Annotated in this window: 21 protein-coding genes and 1 pseudogene; 14 read left to right on the forward strand and 8 right to left on the reverse strand. The window is 47.8% G+C overall.

All coding sequences use genetic code 11. The features are described 5' to 3' along the window. The 3 genes from JK154_RS11550 to upp form a co-directional block, all read right to left on the reverse strand. On the reverse strand, positions 1-702 hold the full coding sequence (locus tag JK154_RS11550) for a DnaA inactivator Hda (RefSeq protein WP_211992793.1): 702 nt from the start codon (positions 700-702) through the stop codon (positions 1-3). A 230-nt stretch (positions 703-932) separates the two neighbouring features. Continuing rightward, positions 933-2,219: a uracil permease gene (uraA, locus tag JK154_RS11555; protein WP_211992685.1), complete on the reverse strand. Its 1,287-nt coding sequence runs from the start codon at positions 2,217-2,219 to the stop codon at positions 933-935. Between the two features lie 84 nt (positions 2,220-2,303). After that, positions 2,304-2,930, reverse strand: coding sequence for a uracil phosphoribosyltransferase (upp, locus tag JK154_RS11560; RefSeq protein ID WP_211992686.1), 627 nt, complete (start codon positions 2,928-2,930; stop codon positions 2,304-2,306). Positions 2,931-3,152: 222 nt separating this feature from the next. Here upp and purM point away from each other — a divergent pair, with 222 nt between their 5' ends. From purM to ppx, 4 genes are all read left to right on the forward strand, one after another. After that, positions 3,153-4,190 carry a phosphoribosylformylglycinamidine cyclo-ligase gene (purM, locus tag JK154_RS11565; protein WP_211992687.1) on the forward strand — a complete coding sequence of 346 codons (1,038 nt, stop codon included), beginning with the start codon at positions 3,153-3,155 and terminating at the stop codon, positions 4,188-4,190. Continuing rightward, positions 4,190-4,828 carry a phosphoribosylglycinamide formyltransferase gene (gene purN / locus JK154_RS11570; protein WP_211992688.1) on the forward strand — a complete coding sequence of 213 codons (639 nt, stop codon included), beginning with the start codon at positions 4,190-4,192 and terminating at the stop codon, positions 4,826-4,828. The genes purM and purN overlap by 1 nt, the downstream gene beginning before the upstream one ends. 252 nt (positions 4,829-5,080) lie before the next feature. Next, positions 5,081-7,141 carry a polyphosphate kinase 1 gene (gene ppk1 / locus JK154_RS11575; protein WP_211992689.1) on the forward strand — a complete coding sequence of 687 codons (2,061 nt, stop codon included), beginning with the start codon at positions 5,081-5,083 and terminating at the stop codon, positions 7,139-7,141. A gap of 6 nt (positions 7,142-7,147) precedes the next feature. Further along, on the forward strand, positions 7,148-8,686 hold the full coding sequence (gene ppx, locus JK154_RS11580; RefSeq protein WP_211992690.1) for an exopolyphosphatase: 1,539 nt from the start codon (positions 7,148-7,150) through the stop codon (positions 8,684-8,686). Between the two features lie 48 nt (positions 8,687-8,734). Here the strand turns inward: ppx and JK154_RS11585 are convergent, their stop codons facing one another. Then, positions 8,735-10,990, reverse strand: a complete 2,256-nt coding sequence (locus JK154_RS11585; protein WP_211992691.1) for an EAL domain-containing protein — start codon at positions 10,988-10,990, stop codon at positions 8,735-8,737. Between the two features lie 314 nt (positions 10,991-11,304). Between JK154_RS11585 and JK154_RS11590 the strand changes: the two genes are divergently transcribed. Together JK154_RS11590 and JK154_RS11595 are read left to right on the forward strand one after the other, a co-directional pair. Beyond that, on the forward strand, positions 11,305-11,505 hold the full coding sequence (locus JK154_RS11590; RefSeq protein ID WP_211992692.1) for a YfgG family protein: 201 nt from the start codon (positions 11,305-11,307) through the stop codon (positions 11,503-11,505). A 388-nt stretch (positions 11,506-11,893) separates the two neighbouring features. Continuing rightward, positions 11,894-12,754: a ChaN family lipoprotein gene (locus JK154_RS11595; RefSeq protein ID WP_211992693.1), complete on the forward strand. Its 861-nt coding sequence runs from the start codon at positions 11,894-11,896 to the stop codon at positions 12,752-12,754. Positions 12,755-12,903: 149 nt separating this feature from the next. On the opposite strand, the gene JK154_RS11600 is transcribed toward JK154_RS11595, so the two are convergent. Continuing rightward, entirely contained in the window at positions 12,904-13,581 is a 678-nt protein-coding gene (locus JK154_RS11600) for an SDR family oxidoreductase (protein WP_211992694.1), read from the reverse strand. A gap of 306 nt (positions 13,582-13,887) precedes the next feature. Here JK154_RS11600 and JK154_RS11605 point away from each other — a divergent pair, with 306 nt between their 5' ends. The 3 genes from JK154_RS11605 to JK154_RS11615 all read left to right on the forward strand — a co-directional run bounded on the left by JK154_RS11605 (position 13,888) and on the right by JK154_RS11615 (position 16,517). Next, positions 13,888-15,051, forward strand: coding sequence for an MFS transporter (locus tag JK154_RS11605; RefSeq protein WP_211992695.1), 1,164 nt, complete (start codon positions 13,888-13,890; stop codon positions 15,049-15,051). A 170-nt stretch (positions 15,052-15,221) separates the two neighbouring features. Beyond that, a complete protein-coding gene (locus JK154_RS11610) occupies positions 15,222-16,097 on the forward strand; it encodes a LysR family transcriptional regulator (RefSeq protein WP_211992696.1) in 876 nt (291 codons plus the stop codon). A 141-nt stretch (positions 16,098-16,238) separates the two neighbouring features. Beyond that, on the forward strand, positions 16,239-16,517 hold the full coding sequence (locus JK154_RS11615) for an antibiotic biosynthesis monooxygenase (RefSeq protein ID WP_211992697.1): 279 nt from the start codon (positions 16,239-16,241) through the stop codon (positions 16,515-16,517). Positions 16,518-16,693: 176 nt separating this feature from the next. Here the strand turns inward: JK154_RS11615 and JK154_RS17735 are convergent. Then, positions 16,694-17,072: pseudogene (locus JK154_RS17735) on the reverse strand (IS3 family transposase); the annotation flags it as partial. A gap of 102 nt (positions 17,073-17,174) precedes the next feature. Here JK154_RS17735 and JK154_RS17740 point away from each other — a divergent pair. The 4 genes from JK154_RS17740 (at position 17,175) to JK154_RS11635 (ending at position 20,080) form a co-directional block, all read left to right on the forward strand. Next, the gene (locus JK154_RS17740; RefSeq protein WP_249215887.1) at positions 17,175-17,354 is read left to right on the forward strand and encodes a hypothetical protein; all 180 of its coding nucleotides are present in this window, start codon (positions 17,175-17,177) and stop codon (positions 17,352-17,354) included. Then, positions 17,302-18,048, forward strand: coding sequence for an MBL fold metallo-hydrolase (locus JK154_RS11625; protein ID WP_349291106.1), 747 nt, complete (start codon positions 17,302-17,304; stop codon positions 18,046-18,048). The genes JK154_RS17740 and JK154_RS11625 overlap by 53 nt, the downstream gene beginning before the upstream one ends. A gap of 128 nt (positions 18,049-18,176) precedes the next feature. Beyond that, entirely contained in the window at positions 18,177-18,998 is an 822-nt protein-coding gene (locus JK154_RS11630) for a helix-turn-helix transcriptional regulator (RefSeq protein WP_211992698.1), read from the forward strand. A gap of 86 nt (positions 18,999-19,084) precedes the next feature. Continuing rightward, a complete protein-coding gene (locus JK154_RS11635) occupies positions 19,085-20,080 on the forward strand; it encodes an aldo/keto reductase (protein WP_211992699.1) in 996 nt (331 codons plus the stop codon). A gap of 238 nt (positions 20,081-20,318) precedes the next feature. Here the strand turns inward: JK154_RS11635 and JK154_RS11640 are convergent, their stop codons facing one another. Together JK154_RS11640 and JK154_RS11645 are read right to left on the reverse strand one after the other, a co-directional pair. After that, complete coding sequence (locus JK154_RS11640; RefSeq protein ID WP_211992700.1) at positions 20,319-20,465, reverse strand: hypothetical protein; 147 nt, start codon at positions 20,463-20,465, stop codon at positions 20,319-20,321. Positions 20,466-20,481: 16 nt separating this feature from the next. After that, a complete protein-coding gene (locus JK154_RS11645) occupies positions 20,482-21,063 on the reverse strand; it encodes a sugar O-acetyltransferase (protein ID WP_211992701.1) in 582 nt (193 codons plus the stop codon). Positions 21,064-21,250: 187 nt separating this feature from the next. Between JK154_RS11645 and JK154_RS11650 the strand changes: the two genes are divergently transcribed. Beyond that, positions 21,251-21,826 (forward strand): TetR family transcriptional regulator, encoded by a 576-nt coding sequence (locus JK154_RS11650; RefSeq protein ID WP_211992702.1) that lies wholly within the window; start codon positions 21,251-21,253, stop codon positions 21,824-21,826. Positions 21,827-22,131 lie beyond the last annotated feature (305 nt).

Genomic DNA, 22,131 nt, shown 5'->3' on the forward strand with positions numbered 1-22,131 from the left:
TCAGAGCCCGAGGATATCTTTTACAAACGGAATAGTGAGTTTTCGCTGGGCAGTGATTGAGGCATGGTCAAGCTGATTTAAGGTCATAAACAGGGTTCGCATTTCCCTGTCCAGACGTTTAAGCAGAAACCGGCCCACATCTTCTGGTAACTCAAACCCACGCAGTTTAGCCCGGGCCTGCAAGGCCTGGAGCTTATCATTGTCTGAGAGTGGCTGTAACTTGTAGATTTGCCCCCAATCGAGGCGTGAAGCAAGATCAGGCAATTGCACGTTAAGCTGGCGGGGGGGGCGATCACCCGTTATCAACAGGCGAGTGTTTCCTGATTCAAGAATACGGTTGTAAAGATTAAATATAGCCATTTCCCAGGGTTCATCCCCGGCGATACATTCAATATTATCGATACATACCAGGGAGAGCTGTTCCATTCCGTCGAGCACTTCCGGGACAAACCACGTTCGTTTATCCAGTGGCACATAGCCCACGGCGTCCCCCCGTTGCGAAAGCTCCGCACAAGCAGCGTGCAGTAGGTGACTACGGCCGGCCCCTTCCCGGGACCAAAAATAGATATACCCACTGTGATCCTGGCGAAGCACCGCGTGGAGTGCAGCGAGTAAAGACGAGTTATCTCCCGGCCAGAAACTGGCAAAGGTTTCATCATCGGGCAAATAAAGTGGCAGTGAAAGCTGTGCCGGCGTATTCAGAAGTACCTCAACCATAACAGGCAGAAAATCGATCGCAGTCTATCATAGAATCCCCAAGTTTTAGAACCAGACAACAACATAGAGTGCATATTCTGCTTTTCAATGCCTGGATCTTGTACCGCTCTTCAACAGTACCGGGGAATTTAGCAATAAGTGCAAATAGATAAGGCCTGCAACAACGCAGGCCTTATCACGAAAAATACTGACAATAAGAACGTCAGAGCAGAGCGTTACAAAGGGGTATCACTGTCATGAGCGTCAAGCACCTCTTCTTCCGGGCAGACAAAGCTAATGACGTGAAACAACAGGCTGAGTAAAACGCCCACAATGGTTGCCAGCGCCATGCCTTTCAATTCTGCGGCCCCAATATTCACTTTAGCGCCACTGACTCCAATAATCAGAATGATAGAGGTCAGGATCAAGTTTTTAGCTTTGCTAAAATCGACTTTGGACTCAATAAGCACCCGAATACCTGATGCACCAATAACCCCGTACAGAAGTAAAGAAACACCGCCCATCACCGGTACAGGAATAACCTGAATGGCCGCCGCCAGTTTACCCACGCAAGAGAGCAAAATAGCAAAAATAGCCGCGCCCCCAATAACCCAAGTGGAATAAACACGAGTGATCGCCATTACCCCAATATTTTCACCGTAAGTGGTATTGGGTGTGGAGCCAAAGAAACCGGAGAAGATAGTCGATACCCCGTTAGCAAACATCGAACGATGCAGTCCAGGGTCACGCAGCAAGTCTTTCTTAACGATGTTTGCCGTCACAACCAAGTGCCCTATATGTTCAGCAATCACCACCAGTGCGGCGGGTAAGATAGTGAAAATAGCAAACCATTCAAAGCGGGGTGTATAAAAGGTAGGTAAAGCAAACCAGTGAGCTTCACGGATCGCGGTTGTATCAACAATCCCCATACCGAATGACAGTGCGTAGCCCACCAGAACACCGATAAGAATCGGAATAATAGCCATAAAACCACGGAAGAGTACCGACCCCAGCACAGTGACCCCGAGGGTCACCAACGAAACCAGGATCGTGGTACCGTCCGCTTTGGTACCATCCGCTGGCAATAAACCGGCCATATTGGCTGCCACACCCGCCAGTTCCAGGCCGATAACCGCAACAATGGCTCCCATTGCCGCGGGCGGAAACATCACCGTCAGCCAGCCGGTTCCCGCTTTTTTCACTATCAGGGAAACCACGCAGAACAGCACGCCACACATAATAAAGCCCCCTAAGGCGACTTCATAACCCAGTGGTAGTAGCAGTAACACTGGGGAAATAAAGGCAAAGCTTGATCCCAAATAAGCGGGGATTTTACCCTTACAGATAAACAGGTATAGCAAAGTACCGATACCGTTAAACAGCAGCACTGTCGCCGGATTTATGTGAAAGAGAATGGGAACCAGAACGGTGGCCCCAAACATCGCAAACAGATGCTGAAGACTCAACGGAATCGTTTGCAGCAATGGTGGTCGTTCACTTACCCCGATAGCGCGGCGGGCCATGATTATTTCCTCTGACAATGGTGATAACGGTGGGTGTTGTTATAAAAATCAAAAAAAAGCCGACTTCTCAGTCGGCTTATTAAACTATTTAGTACCAAATATTTTGTCGCCTGCATCACCGAGGCCAGGAATAATGTATCCGTGTTCGTTTAATCCCTGATCAATAGATGCGGTATAAAGCTCAACATCCGGGTGTGCTTTTTCCAGCGCTGCAATACCTTCTGGTGCCGCAACCAGTACCAGTACTTTAATACTGGTACAACCGGCATTTTTCAGTAGATCAATGGTGGCAATCATGGAGCCACCGGTCGCAAGCATGGGATCAACCACCAGGGCCATGCGCTCTTCTATATTAGAAACCAGCTTCTGGAAATAGGGAACAGGCTCCAGAGTTTCTTCATTACGGTAAATGCCCACCACACTGATACGTGCACTAGGCACATTTTCCAGTACACCTTCCATCATGCCAAGACCCGCACGCAGAATAGGCACGACGGTAATTTTTTTACCTTTAATTTGCTCTATCTCGACCGGGCCGTTCCAGCCATCAATCGTCACAGTTTCTGTTTCCAGTCCTGCAGTGGCTTCGTAAGTCAGCAAACTGCCAACTTCTGAGGCGAGTTCACGAAAGCGCTTAGTACTAATGTCATTCTCACGCATCAGGCCTAATTTATGTTTGACGAGCGGGTGTTTCACTTCCACGATCTTCATACTCTTTCTCCCCCGAGATAGTGACTGGCATAAAAAAAATCGCCGGATTATACCGCTTTTTTACGCTTGTGCTATAGGTATTGCACAAGCTTATAAGAATTCATACTGAATAACAGTGCTTGAATAATAATATGTCAGCGGTCAATAAGAGGCTCGCAAACGTTTGCTTGCACTGTTAGAATTGCCACGTTTTCATTTCATACCACCCACGGGGAACGCGCAGTGACCGATAAAACCTCTCTCAGCTATAAAGATGCCGGTGTAGACATTGATGCTGGTAATGCTCTGGTCGACAGAATTAAAGGCGTAGTCAAAAAAACACGTCGCCCTGAAGTGATGGGAGGCTTAGGGGGGTTTGGTGCGCTTTGTGCGTTACCACAAAAGTACCGTGAGCCTGTTCTGGTGTCCGGCACCGACGGGGTTGGTACCAAACTGCGTCTGGCAATGGACTTAAAACGCCATGATGCCATTGGTATCGACCTGGTGGCGATGTGCGTCAATGACCTCGTGGTTCAAGGGGCCGAGCCCCTCTTTTTCTTAGACTACTATGCTACCGGCAAGCTGGATGTGGACACCGCCTCCAGTGTGATTACAGGTATCGCAGAAGGTTGTCTGCAATCAGGTTGTGCCCTGGTTGGTGGTGAAACGGCTGAAATGCCGGGGATGTACCACGGGGAAGATTACGATGTCGCCGGTTTTTGTGTCGGTGTAGTTGAAAAATCAGAAATTATTGACGGGTCTAAAGTAGCCGATGGGGATGTTCTGATCGCTCTGGGTTCCAGTGGCCCGCATTCCAATGGTTACTCATTAGTGCGTAAAGTTCTGGAAGTCAGCGGTGCGAATCCGCTAACAACCCAGCTGGAAGGCAAAACTCTCGCAGATCACCTCCTGGAACCGACCCGTATTTACGTTAAAAACATTCTTGAACTCATTGAAAAGGTAGACGTGCATGCCATTGCCCATTTGACCGGCGGTGGTTTCTGGGAAAATATTCCGCGTGTTCTGCCAGACAATACTCAGGCGGTGATTAATGAGTCTTCCTGGCAGTGGCCTGCTGTGTTTAACTGGCTACAACAGGCGGGCAATATTAGCCGCCATGAAATGTATCGTACCTTTAACTGTGGTGTCGGGATGATTATCGCCCTGCCCCCGGAAGCGGCTGATAAAGCAGTAGAATTGATGCATGCAAAAGGTGAAAAAGCCTGGAAAATTGGTATTATCAAAGCCTCTGCTAGTGAAGATCGCGTGGTTATTGCGTAATGAAAAACATTGTGGTGCTGGTATCGGGTAGTGGCTCTAATTTACAGGCAATGATTGATGCTTGTGAACAACAAAAGATTAACGGCACCATTAATGCAGTCTTCAGCAATAAGGCCGATGCATTCGGCCTTGATCGTGCCAGGGAAGCCGGAATTCCGGCATTCTCTCTCCTGCCCCATGACTTCAGTAGTCGTGAAGCATTCGATGCACAGTTGATCCAAGAGATCGACGCCTGGAAACCTGATTTAGTGGTACTGGCGGGCTATATGCGAATTTTAAGCCCGCTGTTCGTGAACCATTATGCTGGCCGGCTGCTAAATATTCACCCGTCACTGCTACCCAAATACCCTGGTTTGCATACCCATCGCCAGGTTCTGGAAAACGGTGACTCGGAACATGGGACCACAGTGCATTTTGTCACTGAAGAGCTGGACGGTGGGCCGATTATTTTACAAGCCAAAATCCCGGTATTCCCGGAAGATGACGAGCGCGATATTATCGGGCGTATCCAGCATCAGGAACATGCGATTTATCCACTGGTGGTGAGCTGGTTTATCGAAGGGCGTTTGACAATGCAAGGTAACACGGCCTGGCTCGATAATGTTCAGTTACCAGCCCAGGGATATGCTGCCGACTAGATGGTGCCCGCTGTCGGTTATTTCCTTAAGGTAACAGACAGCATGATGGCGGCATGACGACATCATGCTTATTCACGTTTATGCCGCTAACTCTATCAAAAATCACTTTTTAATCTCCCTCTCATATTCTTGTCATGCATTTATAAGATACTTTTGTTATCTGGGTTGGACATTTTTTATGAAAGCTCGCCATAATAATACACGTGACAATGACAATAATTGCCATGTCTGCGTAAGAGAATGTGAGGACAAATGGGTCAGGATAAGTTGTATATCGAAAAAGAACTGAGCTGGTTAACCTTTAACGAGCGCGTTCTGCAGGAAGCGGCAGATAAAACCAATCCGCTTATTGAGCGCATGCGCTTTCTCGGCATCTATTCTAATAACCTGGACGAATTCTATAAAGTTCGCTTCGCCGAGTTAAAACGACAGATCCTGATTAACGAGGAGCAAGGGTTATCCTCTAATCAACGCCATTTACTGAATAAAATTCAGACTCGCGTACTGAAAGCCGATCAGGAGTTTGATGGCCTGTACAATGATCTGCTGCTGGAGATGGCCCGTAACCAAATCTTTCTTATCAACGAGCGTCAGTTATCACCCAATCAGCAGAACTGGCTACGCAGCTTTTTCAAACATCAATTACGCCCCCACATAACCCCGATTTTGGTCAACCGCGATACGGATTTGGTACAGTTTCTGAAGGATGACTACACCTATCTGGCGGTTGAAATTATGCGGGGTGAAAACATTCGTTATGCGTTGCTGGAAATTCCTTCAGACAAGGTTCCCCGGTTTGTTAATTTACCACCGGAAGCACCACGCAGACGCAAGCCAATGATTTTACTAGACAACATACTTCGTTACTGCCTGGATGATATCTTTAAAGGGTTCTTCGACTATGATGCGCTGAATGCCTATTCAATGAAGATGACCCGTGATGCTGAATACGATCTAGTGACTGAAATGGAGTCCAGCTTGCTTGAGCTGATGTCTTCAAGCCTGAAACAGCGGTTAACCGCAGAACCGGTGCGTTTTGTGTACCAACGGGACATGCCAAAAGCCCTGGTCGAAATGCTCTGCGAAAAACTGACCATTTCAAATTATGACTCGATCATTCCAGGTGGCCGTTATCATAATTTTAAAGATTTTATTGGCTTCCCTAATGTAGGCAAAGCGAATCTGGTCAACAAACCGCTGCCACGTTTACGCCATACTTGGTTTGATCACTTCCGTAATGGGTTTGACGCCATTCGTGAACGGGATGTTTTACTCTATTATCCGTACCACACGTTTGAGCACGTCCTTGAACTTTTACGCCAGGCTTCGTTTGACCCTAACGTATTAGCCATTAAAATTAATATTTACCGGGTTGCCAAAGACTCCCGTATTATTGAGTCAATGATCCACGCAGCCCACAATGGGAAGAAAGTCACCGTCGTGGTGGAACTGCAGGCACGTTTTGACGAAGAGGCCAATATTCACTGGGCTAAACGTCTGACGGAAGCTGGGGTACATGTTATTTTCTCCGCACCGGGTCTGAAAATCCACGCTAAACTGTTTCTTATCTCACGTATGGAAGGTGACGATATTGTGCGTTATGCCCATATTGGTACCGGTAATTTCAATGAGAAAACAGCGCGTATTTACACCGATTACTCGTTACTGACAGCAGATTCACGCATCACGAATGAAGTACGCCGGGTCTTTAACTTTATTGAAAACCCCTATCGCCCGGTGACCTTCGACCATTTGCTTGTTTCTCCGCAAAATTCGCGTCGTCTGCTTTATGATATGATCGACCGTGAAATTGTGAATGCACAGAGCGGGCAGCCTTCAGGGATTACCCTCAAGCTCAATAACCTGGTTGATAAAGGTTTGGTTGACAGACTTTATGCTGCTTCTGGCGCTGGAGTGAAAATCAATCTTTTGATTCGCGGGATGTGCTCGCTGATCCCTGAACTCGCAGGTGTCAGTGATAATATTCGTGTTATTAGCATTGTTGACCGTTACCTTGAGCACGACAGAGTCTATATTTTCGAGAACGGTGGGGATAAGAACGTCTTCCTTTCGTCTGCTGACTGGATGACGCGAAACATTGATTACCGTATAGAGGTCGCTGTCCCGATCCTTGATCCTCGACTGAAGCAGCAGATGCTGGATATTATAGATATTCTGTTTAGTGATACAGTGAAGGCACGGATCATCGATAAAGAACTCAGTAATCGCTATGTACCGCGCGGTAACCGCCGTAAAGTTCGTTCTCAATTAGCGATTTACGATTACCTTAAATCTCTGGAACAACCTGAATAACGCATTATGCCGCTATCAAACCAAACTCCACGCCCGCAGGAATTCGCTGCGGTCGATCTCGGTTCCAACAGTTTCCATATGGTCATTGCCCGTGTGGTTGATGGAGCAATGCAAATTATTGGTCGCCTTAAACAGCGCGTCCACCTGGCTGATGGCCTGGGGCCCGATGGCCTTTTAGATGAAGAGGCTATGGAACGCGGGCTTGCTTGCCTGGCTCTTTTTGCTGAACGTCTGCAAGGATTCAACCCCGATAATGTCTGTATTGTGGGTACCCACTCATTACGTGAAGCAACGAACGCCGAGGTATTTCTACGTCGTGCTGAAAAAGTCATCCCCTACCCCATTGAAATAATTCCCGGCAATGAAGAGGCACGCCTCATCTTTATGGGGGTTGAACACACCCAGCCTGAACGTGGCCGTAAGCTCGTGATTGATATTGGTGGTGGATCGACTGAACTGGTGATCGGTGAAGATTTTGAACCCCTGCTTGTAGAAAGTCGTCGTATGGGCTGTGTCAGCTTTGCGCAGCAGTTCTTCCCACAAGGTAATATTAGCGAAGCCGGCTTTAAGCGTGCCCGGATGACGGCTGTACAGAAATTAGAGAACCTTGCCTGGCAGTTTCGTCTCAAAGGCTGGAAAGTGGCACTTGGCGCGTCTGGCACCATTAAAGCGGCCCATGAAATGTTGGTCGAAATGGGCGAAAAAGACGGCATGATCACCGCCGAACGCCTGGATATGCTGCAGCGCGAAGTATTAAAGTTCAAAAATGTGTCAGCCCTGAGTCTGCCGGGGTTATCCGAAGAACGTAAATCAGTATTTGTTTCCGGTCTGGCTATTTTATGTGGCGTTTTTGATTCCCTGGCAATTCGCGAACTGCGTCTTTCCGATGGTGCGCTGCGGGAAGGCGTACTGTATGAAATGGAAGGTCGCTTTCGCCATCAGGATGTGCGGATCCGTACGGCACAAAGTCTGGCCGAACAGTACCATATTGACAGTGATCAGGCCAAACGCGTGCTGGAGACGGTTGAGCTACTGCATCAGCAGTGGGAAGCGCAGAATCCTAAGCTCGCTAATTTGCAGCTTACTGCACTACTAAAATGGGCCGCGATGCTTCACGAAGTGGGACTCAGCATTAACCATAGCGGTTTGCATCGTCATTCGGCCTATATCCTGCAGAATAGTAACCTGCCGGGATTCACTCAGGAACAGCAGTTGCTGATGGCAACCATGGTGCGTTTCCATCGCCGGGTCGTCAAGCTGGATGATTTACCCCGTCTGACGCTATTCAAAAAGAAGTATTTCCTGCCGCTGATTCAGATTTTGCGCCTTGCTGTACTGCTGAATAATCAACGCCAGTCTACTACCACGCCACCGACGCTGACCCTGGTCACCAGTGATAATAGCTGGACTCTGCGTTTTCCTCATGACTGGTTTAGCCAAAACACACTGGTTCAGCTGGATTTGGAAAGAGAGCAACAGTACTGGGAAAACGTTGTTGACTGGAAACTCAATATTGAAGAAGCGCCACACATTATGGATTTTTGATCAGCCTCTTGACGCTGGTTAGCCTTAACACTGGAAACCCACCCTAAGCTATAGCGGTGGGTTTTTATCATTGACCAAGTCTTCTAACGGCTGTGGGGAACTGATAAGAAATCCCTGAATATAGTCAATACCCAGTGCCGTCACCACCTCACGAATCGCTTCCGTTTCGACACATTCAGCGACAATTTGCATTTTCTTAATCCGGGCCAGCTGGCAGATAGAGCTCACCGCCTGATAGTCGAGGCTACTGCTAAGTATGTTACGAATAAATCGACCGTCTATTTTTAATATATCAGCACTGAGCTCCTTCAGAATGGCATAAGTACCGTACCCGGCACCAAAATTGTCAATCGCAATCCTGCATCCCATATGCTGCAACATATTGATAGTATTATTAGCTTGTTTAAGGCTGACGAGCGAGTCGCAGTCTGTTATTTCAAAAATTAGCTGCCAGGGCTCAATGTGATAACGGGTCAGCAGGCGTTTTACTTCCAACGGGAAATGGGCGCGACATACGGAAGCAGGCGTCAAGTTAATGGAAAACTGGCAACCTGGTAACGCTTTACTGTGTCTGGACATAAACATCAACACCGCATTTAATACCCAGCGATCAATACGCGACGACAAACCAAACTCCTGAGCAATCGGCATAAAGATATCTGGGGTCAACATCTCTTGATTATCCCCCAACATGCGGAGCAAAATTTCATAATGACTGTCGCCACGCATACCTTCAATGCGTTGTGCCATTAATACAAAGCGTCCATTATCCAGCGCATGCTGCAGACGATTCATCATCTCAACTTTGTGTTTGACCTCATTTTGCACCGGGTTAGAACCTTGCATTTGCAAATTTTCCGGGTGGAAAGTCGTCAGTGAACGCTCTGCCATGGTGCTCAATTCCCCTAACAACAAATAGAGATGGGAAACGGGATGACGAACATAACAATAACTCATGCCTACCTGCGGCTGGAGCGGTAACCCGTTCCAGACAAAACGAAACTGTCTCAGCCGTTGGTAAATGGCTTCAATTTTCGGTGGGTATAACTGATCGTGCTCTGCATCGCTGTCATGCTGTAAGCGCAGCGCTAAACTTGCCCCGGAAAGATGGTATACGGTCTCTTTTGCCATCAGTTCTTTACGCAAAAAGGCAGCCAATTGCTGCTTATACTGTATTCGCAATAATACACCATAGTTTCTCCCCAGTAATTCCAGGTCAGGGATGGTGATTAAGCTAATCACAGACCAGCGTTGCAGCCCGATATCCCTGCTCAATGCCCGTAAATTGGGCATCTGTAATACAGGATCGATATACGCCAGGCGGCGAGCCTTGTTATAAAAAATACGCTGCCGTGTTATTACTCCCGCCATCAGATAAATGGTGACCGAGAACACGCCATAGCAAGAGGAGACTATCGCTAAATGGAGTTCCATCCCCATATCCGGAGACTGATAATTATGGAATCTGTTGGAAAGAATGATGAGTAATAACGTCCATGCCTGAGTAATAAACAAAAAACCAAAACGCATGGCTCCCCATAACATCACAGGAAGAAGAAGAATCAACGTGTAATCGGTACTAAAAATAGTGCTAGTTTCGTTAATCGGGTTGAGCAATAACAGAGCCAATAAAACGACTAGCCCACCCCATAACATAATTTCACTGAATGTCACTCCCGGTTGTATCTGCGTTCGCATGCGAGACCAAAAGCTCTTGATAAACCGGGGGTTAACAATAATACGTAACAGATAGTAGAAAAAGGGTAACCCAATCATGCTACCAATCAGTACGGCCTGGTAGTTAATTAACGTGCGCACTGTCCATAACATATCGGGAAAGATCAAAAACTCAGTATCGTATATACCAAGTAATAATCCTGTTTCATAGAACAGTAAAAATAGTGTGCCATTGACCCAGACTAGCCAGAACATTCGAGCAGCGACTAAGTTTATCATGTCGAATCTCACGGCATGACGTCGTGGCACAAAAACGTGGTAACAGAACCAACTCACACCCAATGGCACCAGGCAATGTAGCGTGTAGACAGATGCCATTAATTCCCCTTTTAAAGGGACATAACGGATTAACAAAGCCAGCACAATGCCAGGAAAAGCCGCCCAGCCGAATAGCATGACAAAAGCCGTCATGAAAGCGAGGGGCATATAGAGCAGGAAGACACGCCCCCCATCGAGCAAAGTCTGGGTGTTAAGACTAACCACCAGGGGGAGGAAAAGGGCTGGCAGGATCAGCGGCAAGGCCCACCAGCGATTTTTTGAACGTTGATACCAAAGAATTAAACGCATATTGATTCGTCACCGCCTCCTTTCGTGAACGTATTCTCTGCCAGCTTTATCACCTGCTTGCGACTTCATCCATGATGCATTGATAAAAGGAAGCAAAATCTACCCACAGCATGTTATTACCACTGACTGAATATATCATACATAGTAAGGCTGGCTATTAAGCTCAACATGCTTCATCCACTTACGCTATTCTTTCTGTCTGACGACTTGCTGGGATTTATACTTGTGAGCAAATGAAAAATTGACCTAATATGTTCCCGGTGACTAAATACTTGGCCAGCCCAGGATACAAGCACACTCTAAGGCCTTTTGACTTGACACAGGGTACAACAATGGGAAACCGACACAAATTTAACAATCGCATGATGCGTATTATCCTGCTAATTAGCTTCTTGTTTCTATTTGGTCGTTTTGTCTACTCTTCTATTGGTGCCTGGTATCATCATCAGGATAAAAAAGAACAAAATCAGCCTGTTCAGCAAACCAGTTCCTCTGCCGAACGCATTATTGAGTAGATACTGTCGCACAATTCTTGCCGTCAGCTAAACCCCGTATGATGCCCACCGGGTATCTGAGCGCGTTCAATGTAACTTGTTATGGCTCAATTATGAATAACGACTTTGCTCCTCGGATCTCTTACTTTAGATCATTTCACAGACATATCCGCCGTGAATTGCAGTCAACCTGTCACAAGTGAACCTCAACACACGGATACAGAAAGACTTTATAGAGAAAGCCGGTCTTATCATCACGTTTTTAATTGGTTCGCCCTTTTTTGCCACGACTTGTCATCACACATTAAAATACCGACCAGGCTTGATATTGATAATCATTAGCATTAATGTTTCAGTACTGTAAAATTCATCCCTACTATTCACCTGACCATATAACTCAATCATTAAAATGAAAAAAAATAGGCAAATGATCACCGGATTACTGCTATGTGGCAGCCTGGTATTAACGGCTTGTCAGAATCAGGCCTCTTCTGAACCTGTAAATACATTAATTCCTGAAGGTTCGCAGATTCAAAATACTCGGACAGGGGCTTTAGTGACCCCACAGCAACTGCTTAATGTACTGAGCGATGCCCCGATGGTTATCGTCGGCGAAGAACATACCAATGTGGCCCATCATGATATTGAGCTCTGGCTCCTGCAACACCTTGAAAAAAAACGTCCTCAAGGCAGTATTTTGCTGGAAATGATTACCCAGGATCAGCAACCAGCCGTCGATGAAGTTAAGCAAATGCTGGCGGCGGGTAACAACCTGCAGGAATCCAGAATACAGGAAGATCTTCACTGGAATACCGGCTGGCCATGGTCAATGTATGGCAAAATCGTAATGACAGGACTGGGAAGCCATTCTGCCCTATTAAGCGCGAATATACCCCGCACTCGCATTTTAGACATTTACAAAGAACCGACTTTCCCGGCTGGGGAACAGAGCTCGCGAGCCGACGTGCATGATGCACTATCCCGTACTATTACCCAGATGCATGGGGGAGATATTCAGCCTAATCAGCTCCGGGCCATGTTAGCCATTCAGCAGCATCGTGATCGTTTTATGGCACAGCAGCTACTCAATGCCCGGCATCCGGGTATCCTGCTTGTCGGTGGTTACCATGCGGCTAAAGATGTGGGTGTCCCACTGCATATTCAGGATCTTAATGGCCCGCCCCCCGTTGTGTTAATGCTCACTACTCAGGGAACGCCTGTTAGTGCTGCACAGGCGGATTATGCCTGGTCTGTCCCGGCAGTTAAATAATAACAGCAATAACAAGGCCACCAAGCCTCTTGCCTGGTGGCCCATCAATAGTTCCCGGTTATGGCATCGCCTGTAAATTAAACGCTATTCCTGTATAGCCTACCCCTGGGTTAAAACCTGATGCCACTATTTAATACCGTCACTGCATCCTACCAGCTCAAGCCTTGCATATTGTAATCAACGAAATGATGTCCGCCTTTTCCTTTATAGCTTTCAAGGACTTTTACTAATCCCTGTACGCTATCTGCGACAGTCAAAGGTGCGCTGGTCCCCCCCAAGTCTGTCTGTACCCAGCCCGGGTGAAGGGAAAGAAGCGTCTGTCCACGGGACTCCATCCCAGGAAGGAGTGCTCGCGTGAGCATATTCAGTGCTGATTTACTTGCTGAATACAATGGCATATCCGCCTGGGGATTTTCATTCAGGCTTGCCAGTTTTGAACTGGTGAAAGCCAGAATACCTGTATTCGCTTTTAGAGCATGGAGGGTCGCCTCGGCAATTCTGATGGGCGAAAAAGTATTCGTCATAAACAGTGACAACAATTCGTCCACCGTTGCGGTATTGACGGACTGGTGTTCAGGACCATAGACCCCGGCATTGACCACAATGACATCAAATTGCTCTGGGGGGAGCATCTGGCCAAAGGTGATGCTTTGCTGGGTATTGTTGATATCAAGAGTGACCCATTTAATTTCTGGTGATTCTTCTGCACCAGCAAGCCCCCTGCGCGTGGCCGAAACAGCCCATCCCTGCTGTTGTAATCTTTTACTCAAACCAAGACCAATCCCCCGGGAAGCTCCTATGATCAATGCGTTACGTGGTTGACTCATCCTTTCCTCCGTTTATATGGGTTACCTTATTGACGCCCTTACTTTATGGCCTCAAGGATTAACCAGAATCCATTATTTGAGGGGCATATTATGGGGCGATGTATTAAGCATAAAGACAGGTTGTGTATGCCTGAAATGAATTTTTCTGTATTAATGACACAGTTTTTTTATGGGGTAAGGCCAGAAATGTTGTAATCGCTTTTCAATCCATAAAAAATTCTATGGCATCTATAGATTACATCATTTTTAATATAGCTTCGGTCTTCCTACACTCGCATCCAATCTGAAATGATGCGAGAAATGATCATGCCTTTTGTTGTTTATATCTTCACCCTGAGTGCCTTTGCCCTTGGCCTGGCGGAATTCGTACCTATCGGGCTCACTGATGTGATGGCATCAGGCCTTAATGTCACCGTTGAACAGGTCGGGTCGACCGTCACTGCCTATGCGCTCGGGGCCACCTTTTCTGCACCAATCCTGACGGCACTGACAGCGAACTGGTCCAGAAAAAATGTCATGCTCGTGACAACACTGGTCTTTACACTGGGAAGCTTTGTGGCGGCTTATGCCACCACACTCTCAGCAATGGTTATTGCCCGTTTTATAGCCGGCATCGGGCATGGGTTATTCCTGGCTGTCGCAGCAAGTACGGCAGCAACACTGGCCGGGAAAGGGAAAGAGGGGCGGGCTGTCGCGGTTGTCTTCGGTGGTTTCACTCTGGCAATGGCTATTGGTGTCCCGGTGAGCACCTGGCTTGGTGGTATAATGGCATGGCGGCCTGTACTGGCAATGATTGGCATATTTGGCGCGACAGGTCTCGTTGGTTTGCTGTTAGGGATGAAAGATCCGCTCCGCACTTCACAAAATAATCAGGCCGCTTCCGTCACAAAGCATATTTTAGCGTTACTGAATCCTGCCTTACTCAGTGCTGCGCTTGTTACTGTCCTGTCTTATGGTGGTTCTTTCACGGCATACACTTACATCGCGCCGATCCTGACACAACTGACTGGTCTGATGCCCACCAGTGTCGGTATTTTCATGCTCGCATACGGCGTTTTCGCGACCATCGGTAACATACTGGGTGGTAAGATAACAGACTCACTGGGCGTAAACCGGGCAAATATTCTGATAATCAGCGGCATTGTCATGATAACCCTGGGCATGTGGGTATTCTCTGGTTCAGCAATCATGATGGGCATTATGGTGGCTCTCCTCGGGATGTTCACCTTTGGAGCGGTACCCGCACTACAGGCAAGATTGATCCACGTAGCATCGGAGAAAGCACCAGATGCCACAGGAGTAGCATCCGGCCTTAATATCGCCGGTTTTAATTCAGGTATTGCTCTGGGTTCAGTGACAGGGGCTTTTACCATCAGCAGTGTCGGGATCATTTATACGGGCCTGGCGGGTGCGGTGCTGTCCATTCTGGGTCTGCTGCTGCTGCTTTCACAAAAAGCCAAGGATAAATAGCCGGGCAGGATAGCGATAAACAGAATGATCCCGCTATGTAGATAATCCTGTCACTGAAGCGCTATTCTCCGTTACACCTGCCGGTACAGGCCACAATTCACCGGTCAATAGTAGAATGTATGTGTATTCTGGTGACAGAATATGTAACGCTCTCCGGAGGAGATGACCATATGAGCCATTTGACGCATCTGAGAACATTTCTGGAAGTTTATCGTGTCCGATCCATCTCTCAGGCGGCGCTTAATTTGGCCATCACGCAGCCAACAGCCTCCTTACATATCCAGGCGATTGAGCTGTTTGTGGGTAAACCACTTTTTATTCGTCAGCCACGTGGGGTAACGTCAACAGCAGCAGCCGATGAACTGGCCCGATCCGTCGCACCGCATCTTGATAGTATCGAGATGAAACTGGCCACCTATCGGTTAGGGCAAGCTGAAGGGGGAACCGTCCATATTGTTGGCCCCTCTGATTTTATCCATAACCGGCTGGCTTCTTCCCTGGCAACGTTGATACCTGACGGTTTTAATTTTCGCCTGCACACAGGTAATAAGCAGCAGATCTATGCCTTACTTGATTCAGGAACCATGGATCTCGCGATTACTGCCTCCATGCCAGACGAACATCAGTATGCCTTTGCGCATTTGTTGACTGAACGCATGATGCTCGTGTTTGCCCCCTCCCTGACGAGAGCCATCGGTAAACTCACAAAGGAGTCATTAGGCCAGACTCCTCTTATCGCCTATGATGAAGACTTGCCCTTAGTCAGAAATCTCTGGTCATCTCTTTTTCAGGTATCACCAGACATTAAAGCTGCCTTTACCATACCCGATTTGCGTATTATTAAAGACATGGTAATCGATGGACATGGCTGGAGCGTCCTGCCAGATTACCATTGCCAGGATGCGTTATCTGACGGGCGGTTGCTTGCCGCCAATGCTGTTGCTGATGCCCCCACTAACCATCTCTATCTTGTCTGGCAAAAGAACGGAATGAAGAGTAAAGCTACTGCCTATACCAGAGATTATATTCTTACACTCTTTCGGTGATTGTATCTGTTTATCGCCACAGTACCCCATGTTGCCGTGGCAGCAGTGCCATTTAAATATCGCCACTCAAGCCCCCTTTTTTGGGTTAGTCTACTGGATGGTTTCTGTGTCTTAATATTTTCCTTTATCAACGAGGTTATTATGAGTATTTCTGTTATCGCTTTATTAACTGCTGAAGCTGAAGTGATTGAAAGTATCAAACCCGTCTTACAAGATCTGATAATCAAAAGCCGGGCTGAAAGCGGCTGTATCCGCTATGACGCTTTCATTGGTGACAATGGGGTGACTTTTGTAGAGGAGTGGGCATCCACTGACATTCTTAACACTCATGAAAAAACAGAGCATTTTCAGAAGCTTGTGCATGAGATAGGAAAAAATAATATGAATATTGAGATCAGTTTCGTCAAGCCATTGATCTAAATAATATGCACGGACGGGGTTGTTGTTAGCTTTATGCCAGATAACAATCGGTTGGGTTACCGGGTATAGTTTAACTTACAGATAGTTAGCACCCACTTATACTGACCGAAAGTGTTTTCGTAAGAAAAGGCTCTGGCTGGTACAAAAAAGCCCGCGGTGTGGAGTGTCCCCCATTTATTGACGGCCTGATTTCGGTACTGCACCGGACTCAGGCCGTTTAATTTTGCTCTGATTCCTTCGCTGTTGTAACCACAGACAGACTCACCCTCTGCTTTTTTCAACGGTTCCATATCTTCATATTCTGTGTTGTGCCAGCACTGGGTTTTCAGCAGACAACAAATTGTCTATGGCAGCGTTGTCCAGACAGTGACTCCCGGGAGACACCCTCTGCTTAACCCCGTGGGATAGCAAGCTTCCCTGACAACCTGCTATCTGATATTGCCAGCCCTGGACGGAATGAAGTACAGACCCATTATCTGAGTTCAGCCTCTGGCATGCATCATCGAGAGTTTTACCGCTCATGTTCATGCCGGGATGCGCATCCATCGACCAGGCAAAGTGAGCTGTTAACGAGTCATTATGAGCTAAAGATACTCGAGGAATACCTACAATTAATCCATTGGCCCGTAACCCTAAAGCAAATAATCGGAGACAGATATGACCAAGCCAATCTGGCAGGCACCCGCCATTAACCGTAAGAAAGTTGGCGATATGCTCGTGACAATACTGAGTGACGGTTACCTGGATGTTTCGTTTGAACTGCTTTCAGGCATTGACGGCTCCCGTGCAGAACAACTGCTTCAGAAACGCGGCAGCGCCGGCGCTGCCGCGTATTAATATTAATGTGTATGTTGTTCAGACGCCTGACCGTACCATCCTGATAGACAGTGGTGCGGGTGGTATCAATGGATGGGGTGGCCGGTTACAGGTTGCCCTTGCAGCGGCAGGCATTGATCCTCTGCAGATAGACACTATTCTTCTGACCCACGCGCATCCCGATCATATTGGCGGTCTGGCTGCGCCGTTGAAAACCCCCGTTTTTCGTAATGTCGAGCAACTGTTTGTACATAAAAAAGAGTTGGATTTCTGGCGTGACGAAACCATTGCTACTGGTGCTCCTGATGGCTTTAAGCCTTTCTTTGAACTGGCTAAAAATGCTTTTGATGCCTATGATGAAAGAATTGTTGCCTTCAGCAATGAAGACATCTTACCAGGAATTCAGAGCATCCCGCTCTTTGGCCATACCCCGGGGCATTCAGGGTACGTGCTGGGTAACGAAAAGGAAAACCTGTTGATCTGGGGTGATATTGTTCATTTCCCGCATATTCAGGTTGCCCAGCCAGAAGTGACCATTGCTTTCGACAGCGATCCAGCGGCGGCGGCTGAGGTGCGTAACCACGTACTCGACCGTGTATCCAGCGATCATATTGCCGTCAGCGGCATGCATTTTAATATGCCGGTCACCGGCTCAGTCAGGCGTGATGGCAACAGGTATGCGCTCGACTACGACATATGGTCACCGTCTGTCTGACAGCCCGCCCGGCGTAAAAACCGGGCAGCCAGTTCTTTGCACAAATGGTACAGCGCAAGTACCGATAAATGATTTATCTCCCTGACAGGGTATATTTCAAAGAAATCTGAACTGTACTGAGAGTAGTAATGTCAGACAATACCGTTAACGAACTGCTGGATGATCTGCTGGCGCTGACCCGCTTACGAGCCCCACTTCCCTGTGACTGCCTTCGTGCCGTTCAGACACATAGTGTAAGGCGCTTTGAAGCCGAAGGAGCCACGCTGTCTTTTCCCCTCCTTGGAACGTTTCGTTACCGTGAAAAGGATATCTGGAAGACAGTGCTGCCCGGCGAGATTCTCATTATCCCTAATGCCCGCAGGGTCGATATCGAATATTCGCCGAAAAAAGAGGAAGAGTTTGTCGCCCTGAGCGTCGTTCTGACCGATGAACAACTTGAAGCTGCACGGTTACTACTGGATGCGCCTCCACCAACCGATACCGGTGATATAACCTCGATGCCAGTGTCCGAATTGATAAGCCCCCTCAGTCGCTGGACCCGGGCGATGCGTGAGGGTAAGAAATCGCTCTCTATGCTTGCGATGGTCGAGATCGTTCTGATGCTTTATGCCGCTGGCCATCACACCCTTTTACGCGCTCGCGAACCCAGCATCGCTATGCGAATTAGCCGTATGGTATCCGCTGAACCAGCCCGGCGCTGGAGTGCTGCTGAAGTAGAGTCATCTCTGGGATTGTCGGGGCCAACGCTGCGCCGCCGCCTGGCCGCTGAATCCACCAGCCTGCGGACCATCATTGCTGACGCAAGAACCGCAGAGGCTCTGCGTCTGCTCATGACTTCTGCATTACCAGTAAAAACAGTTGCCGGGCGAGTTGGCTACAGTTCCGTTACCAGCTTCAGCAGGCGGTTTACCGAGCGATACGGTGTGGAACCATCAGGTTTTCGCCGATGACCCTGGCTGAATATGGCTCGTGCACATTCCGAAAAGAACTTCCCTGTTTTTTACGGATAACACCTTTTAAATTGTAGGAGTAATTCATGGAATATACGAAGTTAGGCTCTACGGGACTGGATATATCACGTCTTTGCCTGGGATGTATGACGTTCGGTCAGCCCGACGCAGGAGCTCATCCCTGGACGCTTGCTGAAGATGACGCACGCCCAATTTTCCGCCATGCCGTTGAAAATGGTATTAATTTTTTCGACACCGCTAACAGCTATTCTGCCGGTACGTCTGAAGAAATGGTCGGCAGATTCCTCAAGGAATTTACAAATCGTGATGAGGTCGTGCTGGCGACTAAAGTGTTTTTCCCGCCCGGTGCTCTGGGAAGTAAACCCACGCCTAATGGGCAGGGACTGTCACGCAAGGCTATCATGACGGAAATAGATAAAAGCCTGAAACGCCTGGGTACAGATTACGTGGATCTTTATCAGATCCACCGTTGGGACTATTCGACACCTATTGAAGAAACCATGGAAGCATTACATGCTGTTGTGACTGCCGGTAAAGCACGTTATATCGGCGCGTCATCCATGTATGCCTGGCAGTTTTCCAAAGCCCAGGAAGTGGCTCGTGCAAACGGTCTGACACAGTTTGTCAGTATGCAAAACTATCTGAACCTGCTTTATCGGGAAGAAGAGCGGGAAATGATCCCAATGTGTGTAGACCAGGGGGTAGGGCTTATTCCGTGGAGTCCGCTTGCCAGAGGTAAATTAGCCCGTCCGCTCGGTGAAAGTTCAAGTCGTAACGAAACCGACACAACCTCTAGGATGCTTTATACTGCAACCGAAGAAGCGGACAACAGAGTTATCAGCACGGTTGAAAAGATTGCAGCCGCCCGTGGTATACCAATGGCGCAGATCGGTCTGGCATGGGTACTCAACAAGCAGGGTGTGTCTGCACCTATCGTAGGGGCTTCCAGAACGGTTCAGCTGGATGATGCTATTCAGGCGTTGAAGATCAGGCTCACTGATGATGAGATAGCCGATCTCGAAAGAGAATATATCCCTCATGCCGTAACCGGACATAACTGACAACCATCCGACACGGAATCATCAGTAACGGGCAGGTAACCTGCCCGTTTCGCGCTACCGCGGTATAACGACATGATACAGTGCCCACTCTTCGTTATCTGAGACAGGCCCTGAATAGCTTCCCCCGGTACAAAGCATCATGCATAAAATTCAGTACCCAATATTAACTATCTGAGTTCCAGTAAAATATAAGGCCATTTTCGATTAAATGGCTTTATTATGGCGCGCATTAAATCTATTAGCCTGCACGGTAGCTGACAGTATTCCCTCGCAGTACACCACCCCATCCGGCAACCCGCTGCCAGCAAGGCTCTGACATTAAAAGTTCATCACATCCCTGCCTGCCTGCCTGCCAATAGAGATAGCAGACTGGATTCAGTAACATTGGACGGATCCAAGTTTTAACTGTAGCGCTGCCCGTCTTCTTCACTAATCGCTCTGATGATTCTGGCTGGATTTCCGGCGACAAGTACACCATCAGGCACATCTTTAATCACCACAGCCCCCGCACCGATCACGCTCCCCTTACCGATGCTGACACCAGGCAGAATATTGACCCCGGCACCGATCCAGACATCATCCCCGATGGTTACCGGAAGAGCATATTCCAGCCCCTGGTTTCTGCGCCGGGAGTCAAGGGGATGACCGGCGGTATAAATCCCGACGTTCGGAGCAATAAATACGTTATCACCGATCCTCACTTTTGCTCCGTCGAGAATCGTTAAATTCACATTGGCGTAAAAATTTTCACCAATTTCAATGTTATAGCCATAATCACAATAGAAAGGACCTTCAATGATGTAGTTTTTCCCATGCTTGCCGAGGAGGCTGGTGAGGATTTGCTCTCTTTTTTCCTTTTCCGTAAATGGCGTATGGTTAAAAGTAAAAAGTTTTAGCTTGGCATCATCTCGTTGCTTAAGTAAATCAACATCATAATTTGCATCGTACAATAATCCCGCTGCTGCTTTTTCCGCTTCTTTCATTTAAATCTTCCTCTGAGCTGCTCGAAGTAAAAGATTTCACGTGTTTGAAATAAAAATCATACTTTGTTTCTGAAACCCGGGAGTCCGCCACATCCAGATATCCGGACTATAGACAAAGCAGAACCTTTATATGTACGATTGTACATATAAAGTTATTAATGTATACCCTGCAAAAGAGGAGTGAATTGTGAATGAGGAAAATAAGAAGGATTCTGGTCGTCGAAAACGTCGCTACGATCCCACGCGGCGTGAACGGCTGATTACTGCCACACTTGAGGTTATCGAACAATATGGCGTGGCCGGAACATCCACCCGAAAGGTGGCTGAAATCGCTGATGTCTCTCTGGGCTCACTGACATATTACTTTGAGAGTATCAATCATCTTCTCGAAGAGGCTTTTACTCACCTGTCAACGAAGATAAGTAATGCGTTCAGTGAGCGGCTCAGTGCCGCCAGGACCAGAGAAGACGCGATTACAGCCGTGGTGGATATTATCGATCAGAATATCTGGAGCTCACCACAGACACTGACACTCAGCTTCGAGCTCTACTCGTTTGTTTCCAGAAATCCTCATTTGCAGTCACTTCCACAACGCTGGATGCAACAGAGTCGTCTGGCATTGGCGCAACATTTCACCCCCTCGACAGCAAGAGCGCTTGATGCACTGATTGAAGGTATCGGGATACATAATCGCTTTGATAAAGAACCAATGCCTCGCGTAGAAATTGAATCGTTGATCCGACAGATAGCCTCCCGAGGTTAATCTGTCAGTGACCACAGCGTTACCTTATTTCTGGTTTATCATCTGCACGCTTCAGACAAGTACGTGACAGGTTACGTTCGTCCCTGTCAGTACAAGAGGGGAAACCATTGCAAACGATCAGCCAGCGCTCTGCCATGTAACAGCAAGTGTTTCAGCGCCCCCGTACTGTTACAGGTAAATCGGGCTGCACAGGTGACCATTCTTATTTAACCAAAACGTCTGGGGATAAAACTCGAATCCTGAAACGCCCCCTGGTGGACGAGACCATTCACACCTTCAAGTGGTCAAATCAGTTTTTTGTCCCA

Origin of the sequence: Citrobacter sp. JGM124, assembly GCF_018257795.1 — a bacterium.
Classification (GTDB): Bacteria; Pseudomonadota; Gammaproteobacteria; order Enterobacterales; family Enterobacteriaceae; genus JGM124.

Coding starts and splice junctions, on each gene's coding strand:
- JK154_RS11595 (WP_211992693.1), top strand. CDS start 11,894: ATGAAAAAAAATAGGCAAATGATCACCGGATTACTGCTATGTGGCAGC.
- JK154_RS11635 (WP_211992699.1), top strand. CDS start 19,085: ATGGAATATACGAAGTTAGGCTCTACGGGACTGGATATATCACGTCTT.
- purN (WP_211992688.1), top strand. CDS start 4,190: ATGAAAAACATTGTGGTGCTGGTATCGGGTAGTGGCTCTAATTTACAG.
- JK154_RS11610 (WP_211992696.1), top strand. CDS start 15,222: ATGAGCCATTTGACGCATCTGAGAACATTTCTGGAAGTTTATCGTGTC.
- JK154_RS11630 (WP_211992698.1), top strand. CDS start 18,177: ATGTCAGACAATACCGTTAACGAACTGCTGGATGATCTGCTGGCGCTG.
- JK154_RS11605 (WP_211992695.1), top strand. CDS start 13,888: ATGCCTTTTGTTGTTTATATCTTCACCCTGAGTGCCTTTGCCCTTGGC.
- upp (WP_211992686.1), bottom strand. CDS start 2,930: ATGAAGATCGTGGAAGTGAAACACCCGCTCGTCAAACATAAATTAGGC.
- JK154_RS11615 (WP_211992697.1), top strand. CDS start 16,239: ATGAGTATTTCTGTTATCGCTTTATTAACTGCTGAAGCTGAAGTGATT.
- uraA (WP_211992685.1), bottom strand. CDS start 2,219: ATGGCCCGCCGCGCTATCGGGGTAAGTGAACGACCACCATTGCTGCAA.
- JK154_RS11600 (WP_211992694.1), bottom strand. CDS start 13,581: ATGAGTCAACCACGTAACGCATTGATCATAGGAGCTTCCCGGGGGATT.
- JK154_RS11645 (WP_211992701.1), bottom strand. CDS start 21,063: ATGAAAGAAGCGGAAAAAGCAGCAGCGGGATTATTGTACGATGCAAAT.
- ppk1 (WP_211992689.1), top strand. CDS start 5,081: ATGGGTCAGGATAAGTTGTATATCGAAAAAGAACTGAGCTGGTTAACC.
- JK154_RS11585 (WP_211992691.1), bottom strand. CDS start 10,990: ATGCGTTTAATTCTTTGGTATCAACGTTCAAAAAATCGCTGGTGGGCC.
- ppx (WP_211992690.1), top strand. CDS start 7,148: ATGCCGCTATCAAACCAAACTCCACGCCCGCAGGAATTCGCTGCGGTC.
- JK154_RS17740 (WP_249215887.1), top strand. CDS start 17,175: ATGACCAAGCCAATCTGGCAGGCACCCGCCATTAACCGTAAGAAAGTT.
- JK154_RS11640 (WP_211992700.1), bottom strand. CDS start 20,465: ATGTTACTGAATCCAGTCTGCTATCTCTATTGGCAGGCAGGCAGGCAG.